At 64.2% G+C, this 12,617-nt stretch carries 12 protein-coding genes; 5 read left to right on the forward strand and 7 right to left on the reverse strand.

What is annotated here, in order from left to right; all coding sequences use genetic code 11:
* Positions 1-24 precede the first annotated feature (24 nt).
* From exbB to V1279_RS04000, 3 genes are read left to right on the forward strand one after another with little or no spacing between them, the layout of a single operon-like run.
* Positions 25-810: a tonB-system energizer ExbB gene (exbB, locus tag V1279_RS03990; RefSeq protein WP_334432673.1), complete on the forward strand. Its 786-nt coding sequence runs from the start codon at positions 25-27 to the stop codon at positions 808-810.
* A 17-nt stretch (positions 811-827) separates the two neighbouring features.
* Complete coding sequence (gene exbD, locus V1279_RS03995; RefSeq protein ID WP_334432676.1) at positions 828-1,268, forward strand: TonB system transport protein ExbD; 441 nt, start codon at positions 828-830, stop codon at positions 1,266-1,268.
* A gap of 5 nt (positions 1,269-1,273) precedes the next feature.
* Positions 1,274-2,104 carry a TonB family protein gene (locus V1279_RS04000; RefSeq protein ID WP_334432679.1) on the forward strand — a complete coding sequence of 277 codons (831 nt, stop codon included), beginning with the start codon at positions 1,274-1,276 and terminating at the stop codon, positions 2,102-2,104.
* A 2-nt stretch (positions 2,105-2,106) separates the two neighbouring features.
* On the opposite strand, the gene V1279_RS04005 is transcribed toward V1279_RS04000, so the two are convergent.
* The 4 genes from V1279_RS04005 to V1279_RS04020 form a co-directional block, all read right to left on the reverse strand.
* Entirely contained in the window at positions 2,107-2,949 is an 843-nt protein-coding gene (locus V1279_RS04005; RefSeq protein ID WP_442894033.1) for a carbohydrate ABC transporter permease, read from the reverse strand.
* Between the two features lie 49 nt (positions 2,950-2,998).
* A complete protein-coding gene (locus V1279_RS04010) occupies positions 2,999-3,955 on the reverse strand; it encodes a carbohydrate ABC transporter permease (protein ID WP_334432683.1) in 957 nt (318 codons plus the stop codon).
* Positions 3,956-4,089: 134 nt separating this feature from the next.
* A complete protein-coding gene (locus V1279_RS04015; RefSeq protein ID WP_334432685.1) occupies positions 4,090-5,436 on the reverse strand; it encodes an ABC transporter substrate-binding protein in 1,347 nt (448 codons plus the stop codon).
* A gap of 157 nt (positions 5,437-5,593) precedes the next feature.
* Positions 5,594-6,637 carry a C-terminal binding protein gene (locus V1279_RS04020; protein ID WP_334432688.1) on the reverse strand — a complete coding sequence of 348 codons (1,044 nt, stop codon included), beginning with the start codon at positions 6,635-6,637 and terminating at the stop codon, positions 5,594-5,596.
* Between the two features lie 250 nt (positions 6,638-6,887).
* Here V1279_RS04020 and V1279_RS04025 point away from each other — a divergent pair, with 250 nt between their 5' ends.
* A complete protein-coding gene (locus V1279_RS04025) occupies positions 6,888-8,573 on the forward strand; it encodes a methyl-accepting chemotaxis protein (RefSeq protein WP_334432691.1) in 1,686 nt (561 codons plus the stop codon).
* Positions 8,574-8,731: 158 nt separating this feature from the next.
* On the opposite strand, the gene V1279_RS04030 is transcribed toward V1279_RS04025, so the two are convergent.
* Together V1279_RS04030 and V1279_RS04035 are read right to left on the reverse strand one after the other, a co-directional pair.
* On the reverse strand, positions 8,732-9,658 hold the full coding sequence (locus V1279_RS04030) for a Bug family tripartite tricarboxylate transporter substrate binding protein (protein ID WP_442894873.1): 927 nt from the start codon (positions 9,656-9,658) through the stop codon (positions 8,732-8,734).
* 273 nt (positions 9,659-9,931) lie between these two features.
* Positions 9,932-10,870 (reverse strand): DMT family transporter, encoded by a 939-nt coding sequence (locus V1279_RS04035; protein WP_334432695.1) that lies wholly within the window; start codon positions 10,868-10,870, stop codon positions 9,932-9,934.
* 94 nt (positions 10,871-10,964) lie between these two features.
* Between V1279_RS04035 and V1279_RS04040 the strand changes: the two genes are divergently transcribed.
* A complete protein-coding gene (locus V1279_RS04040) occupies positions 10,965-11,366 on the forward strand; it encodes a DUF1330 domain-containing protein (RefSeq protein ID WP_334432697.1) in 402 nt (133 codons plus the stop codon).
* Between the two features lie 100 nt (positions 11,367-11,466).
* Here V1279_RS04040 and V1279_RS04045 read toward each other — a convergent pair whose 3' ends face one another.
* Entirely contained in the window at positions 11,467-12,474 is a 1,008-nt protein-coding gene (locus V1279_RS04045) for a tripartite tricarboxylate transporter substrate binding protein (protein WP_334432699.1), read from the reverse strand.
* Positions 12,475-12,617 lie beyond the last annotated feature (143 nt).

The raw sequence follows: 12,617 nt of genomic DNA on the forward strand, positions 1-12,617 counted from the left end.
GTATTGTCAGCCCGGGAGACGACCATGCAGCATAGAGTGCTGGACGTTATGATCCGTTGGTGCGGCGCGGCCGGCGTGGCCATCTTGCCGAGTGCGGCGCTCGGCGCCACCGACGTCGCGCTGCTGCCGCGCAACCTGTCGCCCTGGAACATGTTCGTGAATGCGGACGTCGTGGTGCAGGCGGTCATGGTGGGCTTAGCCTTCGCCTCGCTGGTGACGTGGACGATCTGGCTCGCCAAAACCATTGAAGTCCGCCGCAAGACGGCGACCGCCAGGCGGCGCCTGAGCCTGCTGGAAACCGATACCGTGCTCGCCAAGGCCGAGCAGGAAACCCGCGGCGGCAACGACGCCGTGGCGCAGATCGTCCAGTCCGCCGCGCGCGAGGCCAGCCTCTCCGGCGGCCATTTTGACGACGGCCTCAAGGAGCGGGTGGCGCTGCGGCTGGAGCGGGTCGAGGCCGCGATGTCGCGGCAGATCGCGCGCGGCACCGGCGTGCTCGCGACCATCGGCGCCACTGCACCCTTCGTCGGCCTGTTCGGAACGGTTTGGGGCATCATGAACTCGTTCATCGGCATTTCCGAAGCCCACACCACCAATCTCGCCGTTGTCGCACCGGGTATCGCCGAGGCGCTGCTGGCGACCGCGCTCGGTCTTGTCGCGGCGATCCCCGCGGTCGTGATCTACAACCATCTCACCCGCACCATCGCGGCCCATCGCGCGCTGCTCGGCGACGCCTCGGCAATGGTGCTGCTTCTGATCAGCCGCGAAGGCGACCGCGGCTCGTTCCGGCTTGCGCGCGCCGCCGAGTAAACGACGGAGTGTGAACGATGGGCGCGAAGCTCGGTCAAGCAATCGGTGGACGGGCACGCGGCGGCGACGATCTTGTCGAGTCGCATGAGATCAACGTCACGCCGTTCATCGACGTGATGCTGGTGCTCCTGATTATCTTCATGGTCGCCGCCCCGCTCGCCACCGTCGATCTCGGCGTCGATCTCCCGGCGAGCGCGGTCGAGCCGTCACCGCGGCCGGACAAGCCGGTGTTCGTCACGGTGAAGCCGGATCTTTCGGTGGCGGTTGGCGAGGATGTCATTGCGCGCGACGTGCTGACCTCCACGCTCGACAGCGCCACGCACGGGAAAAAGGACGAGCGCATCTATCTGCGCGCCGACAAGGCCGTCAGCTATGGCGACCTGATGGAGGTGATGAACCTGTTGCGCAACGCCGGCTATCTCAAGATCGCGCTGGTCGGCCTCGACGGCCGCAGTTGACTGCCATGAACGCGTTCGCGCTGCATGATATCTCCGACCAGGCCGCCGTTCGGCGCTGGGGAGCGTCGGCCACGGCGATCGTCGTCGCGCATGCAGCACTGATCGCGCTTGCCTTGAATTGGTACACGCAGCGGCCGGTGCCGGGCGTCACCTTGCCCGCGATCATGGTCGACATGGCGCCGGCTTCCTCCGCGCCGCAACCGACGCAAATGGATCTCGCGCCGGGGCCTGTTATGCAGCAGGCCGATGCCTCGCCGCCGGAGCCGGCGGCTGCGGAAGCCGTGCAGGAACAGATCGCGCCGACGCCGCCGCAGGAGAAGCCGGAAGTCGTAGCCCCACCAGAGCAGAAGACCGAGCCGACCCCGCCGAAGCCGGAGCCGGCCAAGGTCGAGCCTGAGAAAAAGCCGTCGCCGGTGAAGCCGAAGGTGGTTCGCGCGGAGGCGAAGAAACCGACCGACGCGCCGCCCGCGCCGCGAACGACAGCCTCGCCCAAGGCCGAGCGCCAGGCGCCGGCCGCGTCCGCCGTCAGCGCCGGAGCATCGGCGGCAGCCCTTGCTTCCTACCGGCAGATGGTCGCCGCGCATCTGCAACGCTTCAAGCAATATCCGCCCGCCGCCAAGGCTGCGGGCCAGCAGGGCACCGCGCGGGTCAGCTTCACGCTCAGCCGGAGCGGCGGGGTGCTTTCCGTCGGCCTCGGCGGCTCGTCAGGCCATTCGGCGCTGGACGCCGAGACGCTGGCAATGGTGCGCCGCGCCCAGCCGTTTCCCGCATTCCCTGCTGATGTGAAACAGGCCTCGATGCCGTTTAGCGCGCCGGTGGCGTTCTATATCCGCTGATCCTATTCCTTCACCGCGCCCGTCAGCGACGACACGTAGTAATCCACGAACAGCGAATAAAACAGCGCGACCGGCAGCGAGCCGAGCAGGGAGCCCGCCATCAGCGCGCCCCACTGGTAGACGTCGCCGGTGACGAGCTCGGTCAGGATCGCGACCGGCACCGTCTTGTTGGCGCCGCTCTGGATGAAGGCGAGCGCGTAGATGAACTCGTTCCACGACAGCGTGAAGGAGAAGATGCCGGCCGAGATCAGGCCGGGCACCGCGAGCGGCAGCGTGATCCGCCGCAGGATCTGCAGCCTTGTGGCGCCGTCGACCAGCGCGCATTCCTCCAGCTCATACGGGATCGATTTGAAATAGCCGATCAGGAGCCAGGTGCAGAACGGCACCAGGAAGGTCGGATACACCAGGATCAGCGCCATCGGCGAGTCGAACAGGCCGAACTGCACGATCACGGTGGCCAGCGGAATGAACAGGATCGAAGGCGGCACCAGATAGGCGAGGTAGATGCCGAGCCCCACGTAAGGACTGCCGCGGAAGCGCAAGCGCTCGATCGCGTAGGCGGCAAGCGTCGAAGCGAACAGCGACAGGAAGGTGGAGCCGATCGCCACGAACATCGTGGTCTTCAGCCAGGTCGGATAGGCGGTGTTGAACAGCAAATGCTTGATATGGGCGAGCGTCGGCGAGGAGATCCAGAACGGATTGTGCTCCTTGTAGTTCAGAAGCTCGGCGTTCGGTTTGAACGAGGTGATCGCCATCCAGTAGAACGGGAACAGCAGGATCAGCACGAAGCAGGACAGCGGCAGGTAGATCATCATCACCCGCCGCGCGCGGGAATCCCACGCCATGGTGTCGGGCGTGGCGCTGGCGACATTGGTCGATTGTTGGGCGGTTGCGTCAGTCATTGGCTTCTCCCTGCTGCCATTTGCGGCGCGCGAGGCCGAAGTAGCTGAACAACGTCGCGAACACGAGGAACGGGATCATCGACACCGCGATCGCCGCACCCTCGCCGAGCTCGCCGCCGGCGATGCCGCGCTGGAACGCGAGCGTCGCCAGCAGATGCGTGGAGTTGACCGGCCCGCCGCGGGTGATGGCGTAGACGAGCTGGAAGTCGGTAAAGGTGAAGATGATCGAGAACGTCATCACGATCGCCAGGATGGGCATCATCATCGGGAAGGTGATGTAGCGGAAGCGTTGCCAGGCGCTGGCGCCGTCCAGCATCGCCGCCTCATAGAGCGAAGGCGAGATGGTCTGCAGGCCCGCCAGCAGCGAGATCGCGACGAAGGGAATGCCGCGCCAGATGTTGGCCGCGATCAGCGAGAAGCGTGCGCCCCAGGGATTGCCGAGGAAGTCGATGTTGGTGGTGCGGATGTGCAGTACGTCGACCAGGAGATAGGAAATGATCGAAAACTGCGGATCGTAGATCCACCAGAACGCCAGCGCCGACAGCACCGTCGGCACGATCCACGGCAACAGCACGATGGCGCGCAACAGGCTCTTGAGTGGGAAGTGGTTGTTGAGCAGCAGCGCCAGCCAGAAGCCGAGCGCGAATTTCCCGAAGGTCGCGATCGCCGTGTAGAACACGCTGTAGAACACTGCGCCCCACCACAAGGGATCGGTCCACAGATACTGGAAATTCTCCAGGCCGATAAAGATGCCGCGCTGGCCGATCGTGGTGTCGGTGAAGGCGAGCCAGACGCCGAGGCCCAGCGGGTAGGTAAGAAACACCGTCAACAGCCCGATCGCCGGCGTGAGGCACATCACGATCAGGAACGGCTTGTAGTCGAACAGGCGCGCGACCCAGCCCGGTTGCCGGAGCGCCACGCCGCGCGATGGTAGAGTCGTTACAGACATCAATATTATCCCGATGCGAGCTATGTCAGGTCGTCGTCATTGCGAGCGAAGCGAAGCAATCCATGCATCCAGGGAAAGTAAAGAATGGATTGCTTCGTCGCTTCGCTCCTCGTAATGACGGCGGCTCTGTTCGGCTACCGGCCCTGTCGCCGGAAATACCGCTTGCAGCGCTGCTCCGCTTCCGCGGCTGCGGCCTCCGGGGTCGAGGCGCCGGTGGCCACCGCTGCGCACATCTGCACCAGCACGTAATCGGCGTTGACCGCCCCGGTTGCCGTCGAGATCGGGCCCTTGTAGCCGTCGTAATAGGTGCTGTTCATGGTGTTCTTGAAGATCTTGACCTTGGGATCGCTGGACCAAACCGCGGCGTCGGCATAGGCCGCAAGCGGCTGGGACCAATAGCCTGAGTTGGCGTTGAGCCACGGCTCGTACTGGTCCTTTTCCAACATGTATTGCAGGAATGCCTTTGCGGCGTTGGGGTACTGGCTGTGCTTGAACACCATCGCGTTCAGTGTCAGCCCTGCCATCGGTGAAATCTTGGCCAGGCCCTTCGGCAGCAATTGATGCTCGCTGTCCTCGGCGATTGCGCGGGTGGCCGGATCGTTCTTCAGCGAGAAATACAGCGAAACTCCGTTGGCGGTCAGCGAGATTTCCTGCGAGGAATAGGCACGGTTGTTGCTGACGTCGTTCCACGACGGCGTGCCGGCAATGAAGGTTGGATACAGTTCCCTGACCCAATTCAGCGCGGCGATGGTTTCCTTGCTGTTGATGACGACGTTGCCTTCCTCATCCAGCAGGGAAGCGTTGTGCGACCACAGCGCCCAGTTGGCAAAGCCGTTTCCGTCGCCCCTGGCATTGCCCAGCGCGAAGCCGGCCGGCTTGCCGGCCTTCTGCAGCTTGCGGCACAGGTCGACAAACCCGGCATGATCTTCCGGGACCTTGTCGAACCCGACCGATTGCAGCACCGATTTGCGGTAGATCAGGGGGCCGGCGGTGGCGCCGAACGGCAGTCCGATCCAGGCATCGCTCTTGCTCTTCTTGCCGTACTTCTGCGCCAACGGCTGCCAGCCGCCATAGCGCTTGCCGAGATAGTCGGCCACATCGGTCAGCTCGATCAACTTGTCGATATAGATATGCGGCGCGTCGGAGAAGCCGATGATGATGTCAGGGCCGGCGCCGGAATTCGAAGTCACCGCGGTCTGCTGGTTGATGTCTTCCCAGCCGACGAAGTCGACCTTGACCTCGACGCCGGTCTCCTTGGTGAATTTGGCCGCATTGGCGCGGAACACGTCCTCGTCGGCCTGCACGAAACGCACCGGGCGCAGCATGCGCAGGCTCGCGCCTTTCTCGATCGCAAGCTTGAGGGCGGGGACGTCGGCGGCCTTGATAGCGGATGCGGTTTGGGCAGACGCGCCGGTCGTGGCCAGCGCGGCGGCGGACGCGCCCAGCGCCAATGCTTCACGACGGGTGATGTCGTTCTTCATGGTTCTCTCCCTGTTCTGGTTCCCGGCGTTGAACCGCCGGTGAACGTAGTCGGAACGCTTTTCCAGGGCGGGATAACGATCCTCGTCATCCCGCCCTGGTTCTCTTGTTTGAGCATGATCTTTCGGAAAACCGGTACCCACTTTTCCGGATCATGCTCTAGCTGTTCGGACCGCGATCCATGCTGACGGGCTGCCAGCGGCGGAGCGCGGTGTTTTGCAGCACCGACGGATTGACGCAGCTTACCGGCCACATCCCCTGCAGGACCAGTGACAATTCGTAGCCCACGCGGCGCTTGCGCGCCTCGTCAAAACGTGCCGATGCCGAGGCCACATGGGCGGTCAAGGTGACGTTTTCCATCGAAAGCATCGGGTTGTTGTGGGACGGCGGCTCCTTTTCCAGCACGTCGAGGGCGGCGTGGGCGATCCAGCCCTCCTGCAGCGCCTTGATCAGCGATTCCTCGTCCACCGTGGCGCCGCGGCCGGTGTTGATGAAGACGGCGGATTTTTTCATCTGGCGGAAATGCTTCTCGGTGAGCATGTGATGCACCTCGGGCCGGGCCGGCGCATGCATCGAGACGAAATCCGACTGCGACAGCACCTCCGACAGCGTTGAGGGGATCACACCGTGATCGTACATCAGCGTTTCCTGGATGAAGGGATCGTAGGCCATCATGCGCAAGCCGAAGGGTGCCGCGCGCTTGGCGACCGCGCGCGCCACCCGGCCGAAGGAGATGAAGCCCAGCGTCTGGCCCATCAACCGCGGGATCTTCAAAAGCGCCGGCCGGCCCTCCGACCAGCGGCCAGTGCGCACCATCTTGTCCTGCTCGACCAGCCGCCGAAAACCCGCCAGCAGCAGCATCATGGCGTGGTCGGCGACCTCCTCGATGAAGGTGTCGGGGATGTTGGTGACGGGAATGCCGCGGGCGGTGGCGGCCTTGACGTCGACCGAGTCGACGCCGACGCTGCCGAGCGTGATCACCTTGCAGCTTTCGAGGGCGTCGATGACCGCTTTCGTGATCGGCATGCCCTTGGCGTAGATCGCATCCGCGGTCTTTGCAGCGGCGATGAATTCCGCCTCGTTGGCCGGCGCCTCGATGATTTCGGCCCCGATCGGATCGAGCGCTTCCTTTTCATAGTCGTAGCCGCCGCCGGCGACCGTGAAGCTCGCGCCCTTCGGCGTCACCACCCTGTATTTCGGCATTTCCTGCTCCCGATTTTATTCTTCGGTGTTGGTTTGAGACGACGGGCGCCGCCCCTTTTCTTTACGCAACTTCGTATTTTACGCGACTTGGTCGCTGCCAGCTACAATCGCCGGTTGCTGCCCAAATCGGGAGCAGCGGTTCCGGCGGGTTTCCGCTGGTCTTCGTAACAAAGCGCTAAAGGGTCTCACGATATTGTGCGCCGAATCAATCGGCCAATCGCGTGCCACGCGCCTATTTCCGGAGATCCCCGTGAAGCTGACCAATCTCAAGATCACCCCCAAGCTCGGCATTCTGGTGGGTGTGACCCTGCTCGGCCTCTGCGTCGCCGGCGTACTCGCGGGCTATCTGATGCAGCGTGAGATGCTGAATGCGCGGATCGAGCAGACAAAAGCGATCGTCGATATGGCGCGCAACATGGCGCTCGGCCTGCAGAAGCAGGTTGCCGCGGGCCAGATGACCAAGGAAGCGGCGATTGCCGAGTTCAGCAAGCGCGGCAATACGCTGACCTTCGACAACGGCAACGGCTACGTGTTCGCCTACACGATGGATGGTGTCGCCGTGCTGGCGCCGGTTCCCAGCCAGATTGGCCAGAACCGCATGGACATCGACACGGGTGGCAGAAAACTCGTGCGCGAGTTGCGCGACGGCATCGTGGCCAATGGCGAAATCATGCTGCGCTACGAATTCCGTAAGCCGGGACAAGAGGAACTGATCCGCAAATTCTCCTACGCGGTTCCGATCCCCGGCTGGAACATGTTTGTCGGTACCGGCGCCTATCTCGACGATCTCGACACCAAGATGAAGCCGATCGCGATGGTGCTCGGGCTTGCCATTCTCGGCATCGCGCTGATTGCAGGCAGCATCGCCTGGCTGATCGGCCGCAGTATCTCGAAGCCGCTCGGTCAGCTCGGCGCCCGCATGCAGGATCTGGCCGAGGGCCGGCTGGACGGCGCCATCCCCGGCATCGGCCGCGGCGACGAGATCGGCGCGATGGCCGCGACCGTCCAGATCTTCCAGGATAACGCGATGCGCATCCGCGGGCTCGAACAGAAGGAGGCGGAGGTGCAGGCGCGCGCCGAGGCCGAGCGGAGGGCGGCGATGGAAAGCATCGCCAGCAACTTCGAACGCAGCGTGACCGGCATCGTCCGCTCGGTGTCGACGGCGGCGGCCGGCATGCAGACCACCGCGCAGTCCATGACCACGACCGCCAGCGACGCCAGCGCGCGGGCTGCGACCGTCGGCGCGGCATCGCAGCGTTCGTCCGACAATGTCGGCACGGTCGCGTCGGCTGCGGAAGAGCTCTCCAGCTCGGTGACCGAGATTTCCCGTCAGGTGGCGCGCTCCAGCGAAATTGCCACCAAGGCGGTGAGCGACGCCGAGCGCACCAACGCCACCGTCAGCGCGCTCTCGACCGGCGCCGAGAAGATCGGCGAAGTGGTCAAGCTGATCCACTCGATCGCGGCGCAGACCAATCTGCTCGCGCTCAACGCCACCATCGAGGCGGCGCGCGCCGGCGATTCCGGCCGCGGCTTCGCGGTGGTGGCGTCGGAAGTGAAGGCGCTCGCCAACCAGACCGCGAAGGCGACCGAGGAAATCTCCTCCCAGGTCGCCGCCATGCAGTCCTCGACCAGCGAAGCCGTGGCCTCGATCGGCGGCATCACCGAAACCATCGCGCAGATGAGCGAGATCACGGTCTCGATCTCGACCGCCGTCGAGCAGCAGGGCGGCGCCACCCGCGAGATCGCCCGCAACATTCAGTCGGTGGCGGCCGGATCGAACGAGATCTCTGCCCATATCGGCGGCGTCACCACGGCGGCAGCGGCGACCGGCAAGGCGGCGTCCGAGGTGCTGGCGAACGCCCGCGAACTCGACAACCAGTCCGGCATGCTGCGCAGCGCGGTGGATGAGTTTTTGGGCAAGGTGCGGGCGGCGTAAGTTTCCCGGTGATCGCGTTCCCCGGATGCTGCGCAGCACGAAGTGATGCGCTGCTGATCCGGGGTCCATGCCTGGCGGAGGTGGGTCCCGGCTCTGCGGCGCAGCGTCAAGAACGCTGCACCGCGTCCGGGACACGCAGTGCAAGCCGTGATCTGCCTTTACTGCTTCTCGATCCCCGCACCTGCAATCAGCTTTTCCCACACCTTGAGCTGCTCCTTCACGAAGGCGTCGAATTCTTCCGGCGTGCCGGAGAATGCTTCCATGCCGCGCTCGGCGAGTTGGCTCTTGATGTCGGGGCGCTCGACGACCTTGCGGATTTCCGCGTTCAGCCTGGTGACGATATCCTTCGGCATGCCGGCCGGGCCGAAATAGCCTTGCCACGAGGTGATGTCGAAACCCTTCACCGTGTCGTTCATGGTCGGGAGATCGGGCAACAATGCCGAGCGCTGCTTGGTGGTGACCGCGAGCGCCTTCAGCGCCTTGGCGTTGACGTGGGGCAGGCCGGTCGGCACGTCGATGAACATCATCGAGACGCGGCCGGCGATCAGGTCGGTCAAGGCGGGCGGCGAACTCTTGTAGGGAACGTGAAGCAGGTCGATGCCGGCGAGGCTGGCGAATGTCGCACCCGACACGATCGCCGCCGAGCTGCCGCTGGCATAGGAGTATTTGCCCGGCTCTTTCTTTGCCAGCGCGATCAGTTCGGCCACCGAGTTCGCCGGAATGTCCGGATGGATCACCAGCATGAAGGGCAGGTCGCCGGTCCGCGCGACCGGGGTGAAATCCTTGACCGGGTCGTAGGTCATGTTCTTCATGAGATACGGATTTGCCGAATGCGGCGTGTTCGTCGACACCATCAGCGTGTATCCGTCAGGCGCGGAGCGGGCGACCTGGCTCGCCGCGAGCGAGCCGTTGGCGCCCGGCTTGTTTTCAATCACGATGCCGACGCCGAGCGCGGTGCCGAGTTCCTTCGAGATGATGCGCGTCGTGGTGTCGGTGCCGCTGCCGGCTGCGAACGGCAGCACCAGCGTGATGTTGCGGTTCGGGTAGGGCGCCTGCGCGGAAGCCGTGGCGATCGTCGCCAGCATCAGGGAGGCCGCCACAGTAAGGTGCCGATACCGCTTCAAAGTTGTGAACATTTAGTCGTTTCCTCAGCTCTTTTTGTGTTGGATTGGCCGGCAAGCTAGCCTGCCGGGATCGAAGATGGAAGCCGGTACGGCGCTACGCAGGCTCAACGCGTGCCCCGGGCGCGGTGCGCCACGAAGTGGTGCGCCGCTGAACCGGGGCCCATTGCGCTGGGTCCCGGCTCTGCGGAGCAGCGCTGAAGTAGCGCTGCACCGCGTCCGGGACACGTCGATCCCTCAAGCCTTCTTTGCCGAAGCCCGCCTAGACGCGATCACGACGCCGGCCAGCACCAGCGCATAGCCCACCAGATGGAATAACCGCAACTGCTCTCCGAGCAGCAGGATCGCCATCGCCGAGCCGAACACTGGCACCAGATGAAAGAACGGCGCGGCGCGGTTCGGCCCGATCAGCGCCAGCCCGCGGTTGAAGAACAGATAGGCCAGCGTCGAGGGAAAGATCACGGCATAGCCAAGCGTCGCCATCGAAATGAAGTCGAACTTCAACGTGGTGCCGGTCGAATATTCCCAGACCGCGAATGGTACAAGCATCAGCGCGCCGCAGCAGGTGGTGAATGAAATCAGTGACAGCGCATGCGTCACCGGCCGGCGCGGGATCAGCGCCGAATACAATCCGAACGATACCAGCGAACTGGCAAACATCAGGTCGCCGCGGTTGAAGCTGATGCTGGCGAGCGCGCCAAAATCGCCGCGCAGGATGATGGTCAGGACGCCCGCGAGCGAGATGGTGATGCCGGCGAGCTGCGCACCGGTCAGGCGGATGCCGAACAGCGCCAGCGACCACAGCGCGACAAACAGTGGTCCCGCCGACTGGATCAAAAGCGCGTTCAGCGCCTCGGTATATTGCAACGCCCAGTAGGAGATCGCGTTGTTGTAAGCGAACCCGACCAGCGACAAAAACAGCATCATCGGCAGATGCGCGCGCAGCACCGGCCAGTCCTGCTTCAAATGCGGCCAGGCAAAGGGCAGCAGGATCAGAAAGGTGCCGATCCAGCGGACGCAGGACAGCGTCAACGGCGGTACATGGCCGGCGACATGGCGTGCCAGCACGATGTTGCCGGCCCAGAACAGCGAGGTCAGGCTCAGCAGCAGATAGGGCTGGTTGTTCAGCCACCGGACCGGATCGAGGGCAGGCGGCGCTGGTGCGGGCTGGGTCATGGTCGCGGGTGCAGATAGGGCCGGATTATCCGCCGCGCGACAAGTCCCATGCATGCAATGCTACAATGTCCTGAATTGTCGCGAGGTACCGTCGATGGGTGTGGATTTGCTGAACGTGAAGGGCCTGCAGGAGCTCGATCCATTGGCGCCGGTGGTGATGGTGAACCTGATGCGGTTTCGCGAGCGTTCGCTCGACGGCGATGGATCGGGCTGGGACGCATATCTGCGCTATAGCGCGCTCACGGTGCCGATGATCAAGGCGCGCGGCGGCACGCTGCTATGGACCGGCGATGCCAAGGCGGTCGCGCTGGGGCGGCAAGACGGCAATCAGTGGGATTACCTGGCACTGGTGTATTATCCTGATGTCGCCGCCTTCATCGACATGATGACGTCGGCGGACTACGAAAATCACTGCGACCCGCACCGCACCAATGGCTGCGCCGAGCACGTGATCATCGCGACCAAAGAGGCCTACAGCAAGTTCAAGATCCCGTAGCCCGGATGGAGCGCAGCGCAATCCGGGACGGTCTCGCAGCGGTCAAGCTTTCCCGGATTACGCTGCGCTCCATCCGGGCTACCGATCCCTCGCAAGCCGCTCAGATGCGCGGAATGCCGGCGTCGTTGATGACCTTCGACCACCTGTCGATTTCTGAGGTGATCAATGCTCGCATCTCCTCCGGCGTGCTGCTTCGAGCCTCGCCGCCGGTTGCGGTTTCAAGCGCCGCTTTCGTGGCGGGGTCTGCGAGCATCGACAGGATTTCCGCGTTCAGCCGCTTCACGATGTCCGGCGGCGTGCCTTTGGGGACCAGCAATCCGGCCCAGGTCCGGACGTCGTACCCTTTCACACCGCCTTCCTGCGCAGACGGCACGTTCGGCAGCAGTTTCGTGCGTGCGGGCGAAGTGACAGCGAGACCGCGAATGGCGCCGCTCTCGATCTGGCCTGCGAGCAGCACGGTGGTCCCGACGATCACGGGAACGTCTCCGGCGAGCAGGGAGGTGACGGTCAGTGAGTCACCGCGATAGGGGACGTGCACCATCCTGGTGCCGGCGGTGATATTCAGCAGCTCGCCGGCGAGGTGGTGCGTGCTGCCGAAACCGACCGAGCCGTAGCTCAGGTCATCGGGCTTCGCTTTCGCCATCGCAATCAGGTCCGCCAGCGTCTTCGCCTTATGGTCGGCGCGAACCGCGATCACCAGCGCGTAATACACCATCGTCGACAGCATATCGAAACTGTCGGTGGGGCTATAGGCGAGCTGCTTGTAGAGCGCGCCCGAAATCGCGTGCGCCCCCGTGACGAGGCCGATCGTGTAGCCGTCCGGCGCGGATCTGGCGACGGCGTCGGCGGCAAGGTTGCCGCCCGCGCCGGGCTTGGCTTCCACCAGCACCGGCTGTCCCAGCCGCTTGGAAAGGCCGTCGGAGACGATGCGCGCCATGGTGTCGGCGGCACCGCCCGCCGCAAAGCCGTGCATCAGCCGGATCGGCCGGTTCGGGTAGCTTTGCGCTGCGACGACGGAGGGCGCGAGGCACGCCAGACTTGCCGCCGCGACTGCGACGTAACGCAGGGCACACCATCGTCCGCGCAGGACGTTCAACAATCGAGCCATCTTGTTTCATCCCTGAAGTTTTGCTTTTTGACGTCAGTTTCGGCTAGTGGCGACGCGGCGCGATTACTTCACGCCGCGCATCGTTGGAGAAAACTCGGTAGCGCCTGAATTCAGGCGAACTCTCCGGCTGTGCGGATATTCCG

The sequence above is a fragment of the Bradyrhizobium sp. AZCC 1610 genome (assembly GCF_036924515.1).
In the GTDB taxonomy this organism is placed as follows: domain Bacteria; phylum Pseudomonadota; class Alphaproteobacteria; order Rhizobiales; family Xanthobacteraceae; genus Bradyrhizobium.